13 protein-coding genes are annotated in these 17,128 nt (G+C 66.7%); 11 read left to right on the top strand and 2 right to left on the bottom strand.

The annotated features are described in order from the left end of the window. The first annotated feature begins 38 nt into the window (after positions 1 to 38). The 7 genes from BLV49_RS03055 to BLV49_RS03025 all read left to right on the top strand — a co-directional run bounded on the left by BLV49_RS03055 (position 39) and on the right by BLV49_RS03025 (position 8,609). Entirely contained in the window at positions 39 to 863 is an 825-nt protein-coding gene (locus tag BLV49_RS03055; RefSeq protein WP_091179694.1) for an ABC transporter ATP-binding protein, read from the top strand. Beyond that, positions 860 to 1,672 carry an ABC transporter ATP-binding protein gene (locus BLV49_RS03050; protein ID WP_091179692.1) on the top strand — a complete coding sequence of 271 codons (813 nt, stop codon included), beginning with the start codon at positions 860 to 862 and terminating at the stop codon, positions 1,670 to 1,672. Before BLV49_RS03055 ends, BLV49_RS03050 begins: the two co-directional genes overlap by 4 nt. Then, positions 1,669 to 2,664 carry an ABC transporter permease gene (locus tag BLV49_RS03045; protein WP_091179689.1) on the top strand — a complete coding sequence of 332 codons (996 nt, stop codon included), beginning with the start codon at positions 1,669 to 1,671 and terminating at the stop codon, positions 2,662 to 2,664. The genes BLV49_RS03050 and BLV49_RS03045 overlap by 4 nt, the downstream gene beginning before the upstream one ends. 1 nt (position 2,665) lies before the next feature. Beyond that, complete coding sequence (locus tag BLV49_RS03040; RefSeq protein ID WP_091179687.1) at positions 2,666 to 3,685, top strand: ABC transporter permease; 1,020 nt, start codon at positions 2,666 to 2,668, stop codon at positions 3,683 to 3,685. Continuing rightward, complete coding sequence (locus BLV49_RS03035; RefSeq protein ID WP_091179684.1) at positions 3,685 to 5,934, top strand: exo-beta-d-1,3/1,6-glucosidase; 2,250 nt, start codon at positions 3,685 to 3,687, stop codon at positions 5,932 to 5,934. The genes BLV49_RS03040 and BLV49_RS03035 overlap by 1 nt, the downstream gene beginning before the upstream one ends. 59 nt (positions 5,935 to 5,993) lie before the next feature. Further along, positions 5,994 to 6,806, top strand: coding sequence for an inositol monophosphatase family protein (locus BLV49_RS03030; protein WP_091179682.1), 813 nt, complete (start codon positions 5,994 to 5,996; stop codon positions 6,804 to 6,806). 234 nt (positions 6,807 to 7,040) lie between these two features. Beyond that, on the top strand, positions 7,041 to 8,609 hold the full coding sequence (locus BLV49_RS03025) for a M23 family metallopeptidase (protein WP_091179680.1): 1,569 nt from the start codon (positions 7,041 to 7,043) through the stop codon (positions 8,607 to 8,609). 8 nt (positions 8,610 to 8,617) lie between these two features. Here the strand turns inward: BLV49_RS03025 and BLV49_RS03020 are convergent, their stop codons facing one another. Together BLV49_RS03020 and BLV49_RS03015 are read right to left on the bottom strand one after the other, a co-directional pair. Beyond that, entirely contained in the window at positions 8,618 to 9,340 is a 723-nt protein-coding gene (locus BLV49_RS03020) for a VIT1/CCC1 transporter family protein (RefSeq protein WP_091179677.1), read from the bottom strand. A gap of 32 nt (positions 9,341 to 9,372) precedes the next feature. Next, positions 9,373 to 11,106 (bottom strand): glycoside hydrolase family 13 protein, encoded by a 1,734-nt coding sequence (locus BLV49_RS03015; RefSeq protein ID WP_091179675.1) that lies wholly within the window; start codon positions 11,104 to 11,106, stop codon positions 9,373 to 9,375. Positions 11,107 to 11,320: 214 nt separating this feature from the next. On the opposite strand from BLV49_RS03015, the gene BLV49_RS03010 reads away from it, so the two are divergent. The 4 genes from BLV49_RS03010 to BLV49_RS02995 all read left to right on the top strand — a co-directional run bounded on the left by BLV49_RS03010 (position 11,321) and on the right by BLV49_RS02995 (position 17,126). Next, positions 11,321 to 12,559 carry a sugar ABC transporter substrate-binding protein gene (locus BLV49_RS03010; protein ID WP_091179673.1) on the top strand — a complete coding sequence of 413 codons (1,239 nt, stop codon included), beginning with the start codon at positions 11,321 to 11,323 and terminating at the stop codon, positions 12,557 to 12,559. A gap of 57 nt (positions 12,560 to 12,616) precedes the next feature. Then, a complete protein-coding gene (locus BLV49_RS03005) occupies positions 12,617 to 14,230 on the top strand; it encodes an ABC transporter permease subunit (RefSeq protein ID WP_091179672.1) in 1,614 nt (537 codons plus the stop codon). A 1-nt stretch (position 14,231) separates the two neighbouring features. Then, entirely contained in the window at positions 14,232 to 15,143 is a 912-nt protein-coding gene (locus BLV49_RS03000) for a sugar ABC transporter permease (RefSeq protein ID WP_091179670.1), read from the top strand. A 141-nt stretch (positions 15,144 to 15,284) separates the two neighbouring features. Then, positions 15,285 to 17,126, top strand: a complete 1,842-nt coding sequence (locus BLV49_RS02995) for a glycoside hydrolase family 13 protein (protein ID WP_245723520.1) — start codon at positions 15,285 to 15,287, stop codon at positions 17,124 to 17,126. Positions 17,127 to 17,128: the final 2 nt, after the last annotated feature.

The raw sequence follows: 17,128 nt of genomic DNA, 5'->3' as shown, positions 1-17,128 counted from the left end.
CGGCATCCGCCCACCCGACCCCACGAAAGCGAACAGCCATGTCAGACCCCCTGCTCACCGTGAGCGACTTCTCGGTCGTCTACGACGTCGATCCGCCCGTGGAGGCGGTGAAGAACGTCACTCTCGAGCTGCAGCGCGGCGAGATCCTCGGGCTCGCCGGCGAGAGCGGTTGCGGCAAGACCACGCTCGCCTTTGGTGTGCAGCGGCTCCTCAAAGCGCCCGCGGTGATCGCGAGCGGCAGCGTGACTTTCCATGACGTCTCCGGCGACGACGTCGACATCAATTCTCTGGATGCCGCGGAGATGCAGCGCTTACGCTGGGACAAGATCTCGATGGTCTTCCAAGGAGCGATGAACGCTCTCAACCCGGTTGCGACGATCGGCTCCCAACTCGATGACGTGTTCCACGTGCATCGGCCCGAGCTGAAGCGGCGCGAGCGTCGCGCCGAGAGCGAAAAGCTCCTGGAAATCGTGCGCGTTGGCCGGGACAGGTACCGGTCCTACCCGCACGAGCTGTCCGGCGGGATGCGCCAGCGTGTGATGATCGCGATGGCGCTCGCACTCAAGCCGCAGCTCATGGTCATGGATGAGCCGACTACTGCTCTCGACGTGCTCGTGCAGCGTGAGATCCTCCGGCAGATCTCGCAGCTACGGCATGAGTTCGGCTTCTCCGTGATCTTCATCACGCACGACCTGCCGCTGCTCCTCGAGATCAGCGACCGTATCGCCATCATGCGCGCCGGCGAAATCGTCGAACTCGCTACCGCGCGGCAGATCTGGGACGAGCCCCAGCACGAATATACGAAGACCCTGCTCGAGTCGTTCCCTCGCCTCACCGGCGAGAGAGGAGTCCTGGTCCGATGACGACCCTTGAGTTCTCCCATGTCTCCAAGCGCTACCGCATTCGCGGCGGGGCCCCGCTGCTCGCTCTCGACGACGTCAGCTTCACACTCCGGGAGCGTCAGACGATCGCGCTCGTCGGCCAGTCCGGAAGCGGCAAGTCCACGATCGCGAAGATCCTCACGCAGCTTGAGACGCCGACGAGCGGAAGGGTTCTCATCGACGGAGCGCCGATTCCCCGGCATGGGCGCGGCCTTCGGCGCTACCGGCAGAAGCTGCGCATGGTGTTCCAAGACCCGTTCGCCTCGCTCAACCCCTACCACTCGATCCGATACCACATCGAACGGCCGCTCCGTCTCGATCGCGTGGTGCCGAAAGCAGAGACTGAACGGGAGGTGCGGCGACTGCTCGAGCGCGTCCGCCTCGACGCCGACGCCGTAATCGACCGGCGGCCGCACGAGCTCTCCGGCGGGCAGCGTCAGCGCGTCGCGATCGCGCGCGCGCTCGCCTCGCGGCCCTCCCTCCTCGTCGCGGACGAGCCCGTCTCGATGCTCGACGTCTCGATCCGGCTCGGCGTGCTGAACCTGCTCGCCGACCTCCAGCGGGAGGAAGGGCTCGGCGTCCTGTACATCACTCACGACCTCGCCACCGCACGCCACTTCAGCGACGAGATCATGGTGCTGCACCACGGCAAGGTCGTCGAGTACGGCGCCGCCGACGATGTGATCCTCAACCCGCAGCACGAGTACACGCGAGAGCTGCGGTCGGCGTCGCCGGACCCCGAGAAGCACTTCGCGACGACAGCCGGCCGTTCGATCGGAGACGAGGCATGAGGATCCCTGTCCGCTTCATCGCGAGCCGAGTCGCGTTCTACCTCTTCACCGCCTGGGCCGCGATCACCATCAACTTCTTCCTTCCTCGAATGATGAAGGGTGATCCCGTGAGCGCCTACATGCAGCGCGCGGCGGGAAAGATCACGCCGGAGGCCGAGCGGTCGCTGCGCATCCTCTTCGGCCTCGACAAGGACACGAGCCTCTGGCAGCAGTACATCGACTATTGGAAGCTGCTTTTCAACGGTGACCTCGGTCGATCCTTCTCCAACGGTCTCGCCCCGGTCGGCGACGTCATCGCCTCGGCGCTGCCATGGACTCTCGGACTCGTGGGAATCGCGACGATCCTGTCGTTCCTCATCGGCACTTCGGCCGGGGCCGTGATCGGCTGGCGACGCGGCAGCAAGGCCGACGCGATCGTGCCCGTCTCGGTGTTCTTCAGCACAGTGCCCTACTTTTGGCTCGGTCTCATCGCAATCGCTGTGTTCTCGAGCATTCTCGGCTGGTTCCCTGCCTCGCACGCCTACGACAAAGGCGCCCGACCGGAACTCAGCTTCGACTTCATCGGCCAGGTCATCGCGCACGGGGCCCTGCCGGCCATCACTATCGTCATCGCGTCGCTTGGCGGCTGGATCCTCGGAATGCGCAACATGATGCTCACGGTGCTCGACGAGGACTACATCACCGTCGCGCAGGCGAAGGGCATGCCCAACCGACGTGTGCTGTGGAACTACGCCGCGCGCAACGCGGTCCTCCCGCAGCTGCAGAGCTTCGCGCTCTCGATCGGCTTCATCGTCGGCGGCACGATCGTCATGGAGATGGTGTTCTCCTACCCGGGCGTAGGAAAGCTCCTACTCGACGCCACGAACGCGAAGGACTACCCGCTCATGCAGGGTCTGTTCCTGATCATCACAATGGCCGTGCTCGTCGCGAACATCCTCGCCGACGTCGCCTATGCGATCCTCGACCCCCGCACACGCCAGACGGAGGCATGACATGACGACCTCGTACAACTCGCGAGCGCGCGCGGGAAGTCCCGAAACGGCGCTCCTTCACGGTGCGCTGCGGCCGAAGAAGACATTCCGGTCGCAGCTGTCAGCATCCTTCGCGATGTTCCGGAACCCGAAGTCGCTCACCGGGCTGATCATCCTCGGCATCTTCGTGCTGATCGCGATCTTCGAGGACGTCATCGCTCCGTTCGGCCCCCTCGAGAAGGATTACACGGCGCTGCGCCAAGCACCGTCGTGGGACCACCTGCTCGGGACGACCCACATGGGCGAGGACGTGTTCAGCCAGATCATCTACGGCACACGGGGAGTGCTCATCGTCGGATTCCTCTCGGGAATCATCGGGACGGCGATCGCCGTGATCATCGGAGTCGTCGCCGGCTATACGCGGGGGTGGCGCAGCGAGTCGCTCTCGGCTCTCACGAACGTGTTCCTTGTCGTGCCCGGTCTCCCGCTCATCATCATCGTGGCATCGCAGTTCGAGAACCCGCCGCTTGTGCTCATCGCCGCTGTCCTCGCGGTGACCGGGTGGGCCTGGGGTGCTCGAGTGCTCCGGGCGCAGACGATGTCGTTGAGAAACCGCGACTTCATCCAGGCCGCGCGAGCGAACGGCGAGCCGTTGCACCGCATCATCCTCGTCGAGATGCTGCCGAATCTCATGGCGATCATCGCATCGAGCTTCGTCGGGACAGTGACCGCAGCCGTGCTCGGGCTTACGACACTCGCCTTCATCGGAGTCATCCCGATCACCAACCTGAACTGGGGCACCGTGCTGTTCTGGGCGCAGCAGAACGGAGCGTTCCCGAACTACTGGTGGTGGTACGTTCCGGCGGGGCTGTGCATCGCGATCCTGGGCGTCGCCCTCTCGCTCATCAACTTCGGCATCGACGAATACGTCAACCCCCGACTGCGATCGGCGGGTGAGCGCGCCCGGGAGATGAAGAAGCGAGGGCTGAACGTCAATGATGCCGTGACGGCCGTCCGCACCACCGCAGAGAGCAGCTCCTAATGACCCTTGAGGCGCCGACCACGACCCTGCCCTATCAGGACCCCGCACTCCCGATTCCCGAACGCGTCGAGGATCTCCTCGCACGCATGACGCTCGAGGAGAAGGTCGGGCAGATGCTGCAGCTCGACGCGCGCGACGATCTCGACGACCACGTGCTCGGCAAGCACGTGGGCTCGATCCTGCACACCTCGCCCGAGCGCATCCTGCGCGCGGCCGAGCTCACGGCGCAGACTCGGTTGCGCATCCCTCTGCTCGTCGGCGAGGACTGCATACACGGGCACTCGTTCTGGCCTGGGGCGACGATCTATCCGACACAGCTCGGCATGGCGGCCTCGTGGGATCCGGAGCTCGTCGAGCGCGTCGCCCGCGCGACGGCTGTCGAGGTCTCCGCGACCGGCATCCACTGGACGTTCTCGCCCGTGCTGTGCATCGCACGCGACCTGCGTTGGGGACGTGTGAACGAGACGTTCGGCGAGGACCCGCACCTGATCGGCGAGCTCGCGTCTGCAATGGTCCGCGGTTACCAGGGCGACGGTCTCGAGGACCCCACCGCCGTCCTCGCAACCGCCAAACACTTCGCCGGGTACTCCGAGACGCAAGGGGGCAGGGACGCGAGTGAGGCGGACATCTCCCGCCGCAAGCTGCGGTCCTGGTTCCTGCCGCCGTTCGAGCGCGTCGCCAGGGAAGGATGCCGCACCTTCATGCTCGGCTACCAGACGACCGACGGCATCCCCATCACGATCAACGACTGGCTCCTCAGTGATGTGCTGCGCGGCGAATGGGGGTACGGCGGGACGCTCATCACCGACTGGGACAACGTGGGGCGAATGGTATGGGAACAGCACGTTCAGCCAGACTATGCGCACGCGGCGGCCGCAGCGGTGAGGGCTGGCAACGACATGGTCATGACCACTCCCGGTTTCTTCGAGGGTGCACTCGATGCGGTCGCGCAGGGTCTGCTCGATGAAGCCGCGTTCGACGCTGCCGTCGCGCGCATCCTCACGCTGAAATTCGAACTCGGTCTCTTCGAGAATCCGCGGCTGCCGCAGGCTGATCTCTCGAGCATCGTCGGCAGCGCGGCACACGCCGAACTCAATCTCGAGATGACGCGACGCTCGATCGTGCTTCTCGAGAACGACGGCGTGCTTCCGCTTGCGCGTTCTCGTGAGACCCGCGTCGCCGTTGTCGGACCGCTGGCCGACGACGCGCAGTCCCAGCTCGGTGACTGGGCCGGAGGTTCCGGCCAGGCAGGGTGGCTCGACGGCCAGCCGCGCGAGATGATCACCACCGTGCTCGACGGACTGCGGGCGGTCACACCGTGGACCGTCACGCATGCCCGAGGAGCCGACATTCTCACCCTCGAAGCCGACCCCGAGGGCAGTCGTTTCCCCGACGGGCAGCCGCGCCCGCCCGTCGTCGTGCCCGCCGAGCCCGACGCGAAGCTCATCGCCGAAGCGGTAGCGAACGCCCGAGCGGCCGACGTCGTCGTCGCGGTCGTCGGCGACCGCATCGAACTCGTCGGCGAAGGGCGCTCCACGGCGACTCTCGAGCTCATCGGCGGGCAGAACGCGCTGCTCGACGCCGTCATCGCGACCGGCACTCCCGTCGTCGTCGTGCTTCTGGCATCAAAGCCCCTCGTCCTCCCGGCGTCGGTCTCCCGCGCGGCAGCCGTGATCTGGGCGGCGAACCCGGGAATGCAAGGCGGCCGAGCGCTCGCCGACATCCTGACGGGAGAGGTTGAGCCCTCCGGGCGGCTGCCGGTCTCGTTCGCGCGCCACGTCGGGCAGCAGCCCACTTACTACAACCAGATCCGTGGTCAGCATGGCAGCCGCTACGCCGACCTGACGCAGTCTCCCGCGTGGGCGTTCGGGGAGGGCCGCAGCTACACGTCCGTGGGCTACGACGACCTCGCGATCGAGCGAACCTCGCTCTCGGCATCCGACACGATCGTTGCGCACGTCACGGTGCGCAATTCCGGCGATCGCCCCGTGCGCGAGACCGTGCAGGTCTATGTGCGCGACGCCGTCACCTCTGTGAGCTGGGCCGACAAGGAGCTCAAGGCCCACGTGCAGGTCGAGCTCCCGCCAGGCGCCTCCGCCCGGGTACGACTGGCGGTCCCCGCCGCCGCGTGCACGATCGTGGATGCCGCGGGGCGTCGACTCGTGGAGGCCGGGGAATTCGAGCTGCTCGTCGGCCCGTCATCCCGCGACGACGCACTGCTTCGCGCCAGCTTCCGCATCGCGGACTGAGGGGCGGAGCGAGCGAGAGACTTCGTGCCACGGACAGAAAGTGTCGGTAGCCTCGAAGAATGAGCGCACGAGAGCTGCAGAACCTGGCCAGGGACATCGCCGCGCGCGCGGGAGAGCTGGTACGTCGACGGCGTGCGGAAGGCGTCTCCGTTGCCGCGACGAAGTCGTCGCCTGAGGACATCGTCACGGCCGCAGATCGCGAATCCGAGGAGCTCATCCGTTCCCTCATCGCTGACGCGCGACCCGACGACGGCTTCCTCGGCGAGGAAGGCGGGCGCGAATTCGGCACGACAGGCGTGACCTGGGTCGTCGACCCCATCGACGGCACTGTCAACTACCTGTACGGCATCGACGACTACGCCGTCAGCATCGGCGTCGTCGAGGGAAGTCGTGATCCGCGGGAGTGGAGCGCCCTCGCGGGAGCCGTGTACGCGCCCGCTCGCGACGAGATGTACGTCGCGAGCTCCGGCGGCGGAGCGTATCGGGGGAACCGGCGGCTCGCCGTCAACACCGGTGTGGATCCGCGCCTGGCGCTCGTCGGAACCGGCTTCGGCTACGACCCGGAGCGACGCAGGCGACAGCTCGCTGTCGTCGCGGGGCTCATCGGCGATATTCGCGACATCCGCCGGATCGGGTCCGCCGCACTCGACCTGTGCCGTATCGCGGACGGGCAGCTCGACGGCTTCTACGAGGTCGGGCTCAATCCCTGGGATATGGCGGCCGGAGCGCTCATCGCCCGCGAGGCGGGCGCGCAGCTCGGCGGTCTGGGCGGAAGCCCGGCTGACGCGCACATGACGATCGCCGCCGAACCGGAGCTCTTCGCCTTCCTTGAAGCTCGGCTTGAAGGTTTGGGAGCCGCTTCGGTTTTCTGATCTCGGGAACGTTCCCACGAGATCCGCGCGATCGCGGGGGAGAAGCCCTCGTGCCCCTAATGGGGGCGCGTTTGGAAGGGTGCGGATTGTGGATCTTGCCAGCTTTTCCTTGCTACTGTTTATCAATCCGTTATCTGGTGCTCGACCCCCACGAGTGCGCCGGATCCTGAACCCCCGGACCCTGAGAAAGCAACCTAGCCTGTGACACGTCGTGCCGATGGAGAGAGCCGCTCTGTGCTCCCCACAACCGGAGACGACGCGACCCCTCAGAAGCACACGCAGACCGCTGACGAGATTCCCGAGTCCCGTCGGGCTCGTCGGCAGCGGCAGCTCGCCGAGTCCGCACCCGTGACCAGCGAGCCCGCGCCGCAGACCACCGACGCGACGGCGTTCACGTCTCGTCGCGCGCGCCGAGCCGCACTTCAGACGACGTCCGGCGAGACCGTCGAGGTGACGCCCGAGGCCGAGGTGCAGGTCGAGGTTCAGCAGTACCCCTCGCGCCGCTCGCGCCGTCACTCGGCGACGCCGCAGCCCGACATCGAGATCCTCGCGATCGAAACCGATCTTCACATCGAGGCGGAGATCGTTCCGACCGTCGACGCCGAAATCGTTCCGACCGTCGACGCCGAGCCGACACCGGTTCAGGAGCCGGCGCAGCCCGCCGCCCTGGCTCTGGAGGAGCCCGCAGCCCCTGCCGTCGAGCCCGCCCTCGCTTCTGCGTCGGAGCCGCTCAGCGACACCGACGTCGTCGAGCGGTTGACGCCCGCCGCGGTTCTCGACGACGCCGTCGACGACGCTCCCGTCATCGACCTGCACCTCGACGCGCTCGCCGACGAGGACCTGCTCCGGCCCGCACAGATCGCGGCCGAGGAGTCCACAGCTCCGGCGGCCGGCGCCCCCAGCGGTTCCGAGTCGTTCGAAGCGATCATCGCCGGGTCATACGGAGCGACTCTCGACACCGACGAGCAGCGGACCGTGAACACCGGCACCGTGCCGCAGCCGCGCGTTCAGCCGCAGGACCGGGCCCGTCATCGGGCACCGGCCGACGCTCCCGTTGACGCCCCCAAGGCGCCGCGCTCGATCCGCCGGCTCGCCACCAAGACCATGAGCATCAGTGCCCTGCTCGCGGTCGGTCTCATGACGGTGGCCACCTCGCTCCCCGCCAACGCGCTGCTGTCCGCCGACGACGTGCAGGCGCAGAAGCGCGTCGCACAGCTCAACGACACGTACGGCACCGATGCGGGAAGCCAGTCGATGGTCAACAATGCCGCGTCCGCTGACCTGTCGCTCGCTCGCGACACGTACGGAGCGCTCTCCGCTGGCGAAGCCGCGGCACAGCTCGGCATCATCCCCGAGGCGACCTTCACCAACGATCCCAACGGCACCGTGCAGTGGCCGTTCGCGGTCGGAGTCCACATCGGCAGCGGCTACGGAAAGCGCGCCGGCTGCTCGATCGGCTGCTCGACCAACCACCTCGGCCAGGACTTCAACCCCGGCTACGGCGCGCCTATTCAGTCGATCGCGGACGGCGTCGTCATCGAGTCCACCGACGGCGGCGGCGCCTTCGGCGTCAAGATCGTGATCGAGCACACGATAAACGGCCAGATGATCCACAGCGTCTACGGCCACATGATTCCCGGCTCACGCCAGGTCAAGGTCGGCGACCACGTCAAGGTCGGGCAGTTCATCGGCAAGACCGGAAGCACCGGAATCTCGACGGGACCGCACCTGCACCTGGAGATCCTCATCAACGGCACCGAGCACGTCGACCCGCTCGCGTGGCTCTACGCCAACGCGAATTGATCGGCTGATCAACCCGCCACGGTCGTGCCGAGCAGCGACCCGACGGCGAACGTCGCGGCGAGAGCGAGCGCACCGCCCGCGACCACCCGCACGGTGGGTCGCAACAGCGGGCTGTCGCCGAGCCGGCCGCTCACGGCGCCCGTGAGAGCGAGCGCGGCGAGCACGGCGACGAAAGTGACCGGTACGCGCGCCTGCTCCGGCGGCAGCATGATCGCCAGCAGCGGGAGTATCGCGCCGATGGTGAACGCGAGCGCCGAGGCGAGGGCGGCATGCCAGGGATTGGCGATCGCCTCCTCGGTCAAGCCGAGCTCGATGTCGGCGTGAGCCGCGAGCGCGTCGTGCTCCGTCAGCTCGATCGCCACGCGCCGCGCGGTCTCCGCCGAGAGTCCCTTGGCCGTGTACAGGGCGGCAAGCTCGTCGAGCTCCTCGTCCGGCATGGTGCGGAGCTCTTCGCGCTCCTTCTCGAGAAGTGCGCGCTGGCTGTCGCGCTGGCTCGAGACAGAGACGTACTCGCCGAGTGCCATCGAGATGGCGCCGCCGACGACGGCCGCCACGCCTGCCGTCAGGATCGGGGCGGTGTCGCTCGTCGCGCCCGCGACGCCGACCACGACAGCGGCAACCGAGACGATGCCGTCGTTCGCGCCGAGCACGCCCGCGCGGAGCCAGTTCATACGCGAGGCGATGTTGCCCCCGTGCGGCTCACCCTCATGTCGGCCGGTTGTGGCGCTCATGGCTCAAGCAAAGCACGCGCTCGACCGCCTTGCTACGCCGTCGTGAACCAGACCGTCGTGTCGGACGGGAGAACGCGGCCGTCGAAGGGCCCGCTCGCCAGGAGCGCGGCGCCGCGCGCGGCGACGGGAAGCTCGGCATCCTCGTCACCCGTGTTCGCGACGACGGTCACGCCGCCGTTGACGAACGCGATGACGTCGCTGTTCCCGGTCTCGAGCCACGCTACGTCGCCAAGACCGAGTCCGTGCTCGTCGCGCAGCGCGAGGGCGCTGCGATACAGCTCGAGCGTCGAACCGGGGTCGCCCACCTGGCTCGCGCGCGCGTAACCGTCCCAGTCGTCCGGCTGCGGCAGCCACGCGGCGCCCGTCGAGTTGAAGCCGTAGGCGGGGCTGCCCGCCTCCCACGGCAGCGGCACGCGGCATCCGTCCCTGCCGTATCGTTCACCGTTCGTGCGGAACCAGGTCGGGTCCTGACGCGCGTCGTCGGGGAGCTCGATCACCTCGGGCAGGCCCAGCTCCTCGCCCTGGTACAGGTACGCGCCGCCGGGAAGCGCGAGCATGAGAGCGGATGCCGCCCGCGCGCGCTTCAGCCCGAGAGCGGTGTCGGGCTTACCCTGGGTGCGCGGTCCGATGCCGTGGCCCTGCGGGTTGTCGATCGTGAGCGCGAGGCGCGACGCGTGCCGCACGACGTCGTGGTTCGAGAGCACCCACGTGCTCGGCGCGCCGACAGCCGAGAAGGCGCTGATCGAGTCGTCGATGACGCTGCGCAGGCGCGCGGCGTTCCACGGCGTCTCCAGGTAGGGGAAGTTGAAGGCCTGCTGCATCTCGTCCGGACGCACCCACAGCGCCATCTTCGACAGCGGGTCGACCCATGCTTCCGCGCACAGCACGCGCTCACCGTCGTACTCGGCGAGCACGGCGTGCCAGTCGCGGTAGATCTCGTGCACGCCATCCTGCCCCCAGTAGGGCGCAGACACGGGCTCGCTCTCGTCGTCCTCGGCGCCGGGCATGAGACCGCCCATGCTGCCCGAGTCCTGCGCCGGCGTGTAGTCGGGCAGGCCGTCGGCCTTGATCATGCCGTGCGCGACATCAACGCGGAAGCCATCGACTCCGCGATCCAGCCAGAACCGGAGCACGTCGCGGAACATCGCCCGCACCTCTTCGTTGTGCCAGTTGAAGTCCGGCTGGCTGGGGTCGAACAAGTGCAGGTACCACTGGCCCGGCGTGCCGTCGGGCTCAACCACGCGGGTCCAGGCCGAGCCTCCGAAGACCGCCTCCCAGTTGTTCGGCGCCTCGTCCCCGTTCTCGCCGCGTCCATCGCGGAACATGTACCGCTCCCGCTCCGGTGAGCCCGGCGCGGCGGCGAGGGCCTCGCCGAACCACGGGTGCTGGTCTGAGGAATGGTTCGGCACGAGGTCGACGATGACTCGGATGCCGTGACCGTGCGACGCTGCGATCATGGCGTCGAAGTCGGCGAGCGTGCCGAACAGCGGATCGACGTCGCAATAGTCGGCGACATCATAGCCCGCGTCCTTCTGGGGTGACGTATAGAACGGCGAGAGCCAGATCGCGTCCACGCCCAGCTGCTCGAGCGCCTCCAGCCGGCTGGTGATGCCGGCGATGTCGCCGATGCCGTCGCCGTTCGAATCCGCGAACGAGCGGGGATAGATCTGGTAGATGACGGCGGAGCGCCACCATTCCGAGCCGGTTCTCGCTGCGGCGGAGTCGGCGGCGGCCAAGGGGCGACCGTTGAGGCTGGCGGTTGTCATGCCGACACTGTACGGCAGAAACAGCCGAACATGGAAACGCTTACCTACTTTTGGGTCACGAGAACATCACGATCGCGCAATCAGCTCGCCATTCCCGGTTGAAACGGTCATGATGTTCGTGTAAGCATGGAAACGCTTGCAGTCGCAGGCGAGCGGGTGGGTACGTCGTGACGTCGCCGCCTGTTCGGCACACAGCACTATGAAAGGCACACCAATGAGGGTGAAGAACCATCCGATTCTCGCTATCGGGGCGATGACCGCGGCCGCTGCGCTCGCACTGACCGGCTGCTCCGCCGGCGGCAGCAGCGATTCCGGTGATTCCGGCAAGTCCGGCTCGACCACTCTGACGGTCTGGGTCGACGCCGACCGGGCGAGCGTCATGAAGGATGCCGCGGCAGCATTCACGAAGGAGTCCGGCGTCAAGGTCAAGCTGGTCCAGAAGGACTTCGGCAAGATCCAGGATGAGTTCGTCCAGCAGGTGCCGACGGGCAAGGGCCCCGACATCACGATCGCCGCGCACGACTGGCTGGGCAACTTCGTCACGAACGGCGTCGTTCAGCCGATCGAGCTCGGCGACACGGCCGGCGACTTCCAGGAGATCGCGATCAACGCGATGAGCTATGAGGGACAGACCTACGGACTGCCCTACTCGATCGAGAACATCGCGCTCCTGCGCAACACCGATCTCGCGCCGAAGGCACCGACGAGCTACGACGAGATGGTGCAGATGGGCAAGGATGCCGGAACCGAGTTCCCGTTCCTCGTGCAGGTCGGCGAGCAGAGCGACCCGTATCACCTCTACCCCTTCCAGACCTCGTTCGGCGCACCCGTCTTCGGAACCAACGATGACGGAAGCTACAACCCCGAAGACCTTCAGATCGGCAACGAGGGCGGCGTGAAGTTCGCGAACTGGCTCGCCGAGCAGGGAAAGGCCGGGCTTCTCAAGACCACCATCGACGGTGACATCGCCAAGGAGAAGTTCGTGAGCGGCGCCTCGCCGTTCCTCATCACCGGTCCGTGGAACGTGCAGGCGGCCCAGGATGCCGGCATCAACCTCGCGGTCGACCCGATCCCCTCGGCCGGCGGCCAGGACGCTCAGCCCTTCGTCGGCGTTCAGGGCTTCGTGATCTCGGCGAAGAGCAAGAACGTTCTCGCGGCGACCGAGTTCCTCACGAACTACATCGGCACGAAGGACGTGCAGGTCGACCTGTACAACGTCGGCAAGCGCGCACCGGCTCTGACCGCCGCGTTCGAAGAGGTCAGCTCCAACCCGATCACGGCCGCGTTCGGCAAGGTCGGCGCGAACGGCGTCCCCATGCCCAGCATCCCGGAGATGGGTGCGGTCTGGCAGTACTGGGGCGTCACCGAGGCCGACATCATCAATGGCAAGGGCGACCCGACAGCGCTCTGGCAGAAGATGGCCGACGACATCAAAGCCGCCATCGAAGGTTAGTCAATCTGATGCGGCGGCCGAGCGATCGGCCGCCGCATCTCACCGCATCGGGGAACCATGAGCACGACCACAGAGTCGCCGCGCGAGACGCGCGAACAACTGAAGAGACGCCGCAGAGCGGCCAGCATCGCCGAACACGCCTCCGGCGGCATCACCGTGCTGCTCGTGAAGATCCTGCTCATCGCCGTCATCGACGCCGTATCGCTCTACGCGCTGTTCGTCTCGCTGACCTCGGGCGACTGGATCGTCTTCGGCGTCATCCTCGTGATCGCCGCGGCGATCAACCTCATCTACTTCAAGCGCGGGTGGCTTCCCGCGAAATACCTCGCACCCGGCATCGTCTTCCTTCTGATCTTCCAGGTGTTCGTCATCGGCTACTCCGGTTACATCGCCTTCACGAACTACGGAACCGGCCACAACAGCACGAAGGACGATGCCGTGCTCGCGCTCGTCCAATCGGCTGAGGAGCGCGTTCCCGACTCGCCCGCGTACGACCTCACCGTCGTCGAGCAGCTCGGCACCTTCAGCTTCCTCGTCACGTCACCAGACGGCGATGTCAGCATCGGCAACGACGACACGCCTCTGAGCCCCGTCGCCAATGCGGAGATGGAGGGCGGAAAGGCCGTCTCCGTCCCCGGCTACAACTCGCTCGACTTCGACGACATCCTGAAGAACCAGGAAGCGATAGCCGACATCACGGTGCAGATCTCGGACGACCCCAACGACGGATCGCTGCGCACCCCCGATGGCTCGAGTGCCTACTTGTACACCTCATCGCTCAAGTACGACCCCGCCGCGGGCACGATGACCGACACGAAGACGGGAACCGTCTACCGCGACACGGGCGAAGGCGCGTTCACCGCCGAGAACGGCGAGCAGCTCATGCCCGGCTGGAGCGTCACCGTCGGCTTCGACAACTTCGTCAAGGCGTTCACCGAGGAGTCCATCCGCGGTCCGCTCATCAGCGTGACGGTATGGACGTTCATGTTCGCGCTGCTCAGCGTCGTCACCACCTTCCTGCTCGGGCTCTTCCTCGCGATCGTGTTCAACGACGCGCGAATGAAGGGGCGCAAGTTCTACCGGGTCCTGATGATCCTCCCGTATGCGTTCCCCGCCTTCCTCGGCGCCATCGTCTGGGCAGGCCTGCTCAACCGCGACTTCGGCTTCGTCAACCTCGTGCTGTTCGGCGGCGCAGAGATTCCGTGGCTGACGAACGAGTGGCTCGCGAAGATCAGCATCCTCTGGGTCAATCTCTGGCTCGGCTTCCCCTACATGTTCCTTGTCTGCACGGGTGCGCTGCAGTCCATCCCGGACGAGCTCACCGAAGCCGCGACGGTCGACGGCGCCCGGCCGTTCGCCGTGTTCCGGCTGATCAAGTTCCCGCTGCTTCTCGTCTCGGTCGCACCGCTGCTGATCTCGTCGTTCGCGTTCAACTTCAACAACTTCAACCTGATCTACATGCTCACCGAGGGCGGGCCGCGCGATGCCTCTGCCGACGTGAACGTCGGTGCGACGGACATCCTCATCTCGATGGTCTACAAGGTCGCGTTCGTCGGAGCGAACCGCGACTACGGCCTCGCGAGCGCGTTCTCGATCATCATCTTCGTCGTCGTCGCGCTCATCGCGATCCTCAGCTTCAAGCAGACGAAGGCCCTGGAGGACTTGAACTGACATGACAACGACAAGGCAGTCACGCACCTCCGTCGACGACATCCCCGCGAAGCGGCCGTTCCGCTTCGGCCGCTGGTTCGCGGCGACCGGGTGGCGCCACCTCATCGGCATCATCATCGTCGTGTACGCCGTGTTCCCGCTGCTGTACGTGCTCTCGGCATCCCTCAACCCCAACGGAACCCTGCTGAGCTCGAACGGCTTGTTCTCCAAGATCGGCGCAGACAGCTACGTCACGCTCTTCAACTCACCGCAGCAGCCCTACGCGGCATGGTTCGGCAACACGCTGTTCATCGGGCTGACCGCATCCGCATGCACCGTCTTCCTCGGTGCGCTCGCCGCATATGCCTTCAGCCGCATGCGCTTCACCGGGCGGCGATTCGGTCTCATCACCCTCCTTGTCGTGCAGATCTTCCCGCAGCTGCTCGCCGTCGTCGCGATCTTCCTGCTCCTCAACACGATCGGCGACATCTTCCCGGCGCTCGGCCTCGACAACCAGGTCTCCCTCATCATGGTGTACCTCGGCGGGGCCCTCGGCGTGAACACCTATCTGATGTACGGCTTCTTCAACACCGTTCCGCGAGCGCTCGACGAGGCTGCGCGCATCGACGGCGCCGGGCACGCGCGGATCTTCTTCACGATCATCCTTCCGCTGGTCGCGCCGATCCTCGCCGTCGTGGGACTGCTGTCGTTCATCGGCACGACGAACGACTTCGTCATCGCGAGCGTCGTCCTCGTCACGCCGGAGAAGCAGACGCTCGCCGTCGGGCTCTACCAGTTCGTGTCTCAGGAGTTCACGAGCAACTGGAGCGTCTTCGCCGCGGGCGCGGTTCTCGCCGCGCTTCCGGTCATGGCGCTGTTCCTCTATCTGCAGAAGTACATCGTCGGCGGGCTGACCGCCGGCAGCGTCAAGTAAGGTGTGCGCTGCCGCGGCCGACCGCGGCGGCGTCACTCACAACCGAATAACAATCTGAGGGCTCTGCCGCGGCTTCCCCGCGCAACCACGTCACCTTCATCCTCCGCGCCCGTTCGGCGCAGATCACAAGGAGTCTTCTCGATGACCATGGACACCGCCCTCGAGCCCCACCACGACGGCTCTCCTCTCTATGTGTCGACGCAGCATCCGCGTCTCGGCGAATCGGTGACGGTTCGCCTGCGCGTTCCGCAGGCGCTTGGCGAGCTGCACGGGGTTCGGGTGCGATCGAACCCCGACCGCGAACCGCGCTTCGCCGTGGCGGAACGCGTCGCGACGACGCCGGGCTGGGACTGGTGGCAGGCCGAGATCGAGGTCGCGAACCGCGTGCACGGCTACCGGTGGCTGCTTCGCCTCGCCGACGGAACCGACATCTGGGTGAACGCGCGCGGGGTCTTCAACACCGAGACGCTCGACAGCGAAGACTTCAGGCTCGTCGCGTACGACGCGCCGCCCGAGTGGGTGCCGTCGACCGTTCTCTACCAGATCTTCCCCGACAGGTTCGCGCGATCGGATGCTGCCGCGCAGCGCGTCGCGCCCGACTGGGCCGTGCCTGCCGAATGGGGCGACGACGTGCGGCTCGACCCGCCCGCGCGTTCGACGCAGTTCTACGGCGGCGACCTCGACGGCATCATCGACCGTCTCGATCATCTCGAGCGGCTCGGGGTGACGATGATCTACCTCACCCCCGTCTTCCCCGCGCGCTCGAACCACCGCTACGACTCGGCGAACTTCGACGTCGTCGACCCGCTTCTCGGCGGAGACGAGGCGCTCGTGCGCCTCGTCTCCGCTGCGCATGCGCGCGGCTTCACCGTTATCGGCGATCTCACGACGAACCACTCCGGCGACGCGCACGAGTGGTTCCTCGCCGCCCACCGGCATCCGGAAGCGCCGGAGAGCGACTTCTACTACTGGCTCGACGACGAGCATGAGCGCTACGAGTCATGGCTCGGCGTTCCGAGCCTTCCGAAGTTCAACTGGAACTCGACCGAGCTGCGCCGCCGCTTCATCGAGGGCGACGACTCGGTCGTTGCGAAGTGGCTTAAGGCGCCGTACAACCTCGACGGGTGGCGCATCGACGTCGCCAACATGACCGGTCGCTTCCGCGACGACGACCTCAACAAAGAGGTGCGGCAGATCATCCGGCGCACGATGACCGAGGTGAACCCCGATACCATCCTCCTCGCCGAGTCGACGAACGACGCCGCAAGCGACTTCACGGGCGATGCCTGGCACGGCGCGATGACCTACGCCAACTTCACGCGTCCGCTGTGGGGCTGGCTGTCCGAGCCGCTCAGCGACGCGGGCGGCGGTCTCGGCATGGCGATGCAGACGATCCCGCGCTACAACGGCTGGCAGTTCTATGCCGCGCACCGCCAGTTCAGCGCCGGCTTCCCGTGGCGCACGCGCCTCGGCAACATGAACGCGCTCGACACCCATGACACCCCGAGGTTCCTCACGCGGGCGCTGCCCGGCACGCTTCCCGTCGCGGTCGGCATGTCGGTCACACTGCCCGGCATCCCCGTCGTGTGGGCCGGCGACGAGTTCGGGCTCACCGGGATCGACGGGGAGGACTCGCGAACGCCGATTCCGTGGGGCGCCGCCGATGCAGCATCCGACACCATCGACCTCTATGCCCGGCTCATCGCCCTTCGCCGATCGCACAGTGCACTCAACACCGGCGGCATGCGGTGGGTTCACGTGAGCGACGACGTGCTCGCCTACGTTCGTGAGGACGAGTCCGAGTCTCTCCTGATCGTCGCGGCACGCGCCGACGTCGACATCACGCTGCCGGCCGAAACCGTGAACGGGGCGGATGCTGCGGCGCGCTCGTTCGGCGACCTCGACCTCCACGCGGACGAGACCGGCATCCGCATCAGCGGCACAGGTCCGGCCTTCGCGGTGTGGCAGGCGGCAGGGGCCTGAGC

It is taken from the genome of Paramicrobacterium humi (assembly GCF_900105715.1).
GTDB lineage: Bacteria > Actinomycetota > Actinomycetes > Actinomycetales > Microbacteriaceae > Paramicrobacterium > Paramicrobacterium humi.
This window is presented reverse-complemented; position numbering and strand designations above follow the sequence as displayed.

Excerpts from the sequence above, each read along its gene's own strand:
- BLV49_RS03055 (WP_091179694.1), top strand. The coding sequence starts at position 39 with ATGTCAGACCCCCTGCTCACCGTGAGCGACTTCTCGGTCGTCTACGAC.
- BLV49_RS03050 (WP_091179692.1), top strand. The coding sequence starts at position 860 with ATGACGACCCTTGAGTTCTCCCATGTCTCCAAGCGCTACCGCATTCGC.
- BLV49_RS03045 (WP_091179689.1), top strand. The coding sequence starts at position 1,669 with ATGAGGATCCCTGTCCGCTTCATCGCGAGCCGAGTCGCGTTCTACCTC.
- BLV49_RS03040 (WP_091179687.1), top strand. The coding sequence starts at position 2,666 with ATGACGACCTCGTACAACTCGCGAGCGCGCGCGGGAAGTCCCGAAACG.
- BLV49_RS03035 (WP_091179684.1), top strand. The coding sequence starts at position 3,685 with ATGACCCTTGAGGCGCCGACCACGACCCTGCCCTATCAGGACCCCGCA.
- BLV49_RS03030 (WP_091179682.1), top strand. The coding sequence starts at position 5,994 with ATGAGCGCACGAGAGCTGCAGAACCTGGCCAGGGACATCGCCGCGCGC.
- BLV49_RS03020 (WP_091179677.1), bottom strand. The coding sequence starts at position 9,340 with ATGAGCGCCACAACCGGCCGACATGAGGGTGAGCCGCACGGGGGCAAC.
- BLV49_RS03015 (WP_091179675.1), bottom strand. The coding sequence starts at position 11,106 with ATGACAACCGCCAGCCTCAACGGTCGCCCCTTGGCCGCCGCCGACTCC.
- BLV49_RS03010 (WP_091179673.1), top strand. The coding sequence starts at position 11,321 with ATGAGGGTGAAGAACCATCCGATTCTCGCTATCGGGGCGATGACCGCG.
- BLV49_RS03005 (WP_091179672.1), top strand. The coding sequence starts at position 12,617 with ATGAGCACGACCACAGAGTCGCCGCGCGAGACGCGCGAACAACTGAAG.
- BLV49_RS03000 (WP_091179670.1), top strand. The coding sequence starts at position 14,232 with ATGACAACGACAAGGCAGTCACGCACCTCCGTCGACGACATCCCCGCG.
- BLV49_RS02995 (WP_245723520.1), top strand. The coding sequence starts at position 15,285 with ATGACCATGGACACCGCCCTCGAGCCCCACCACGACGGCTCTCCTCTC.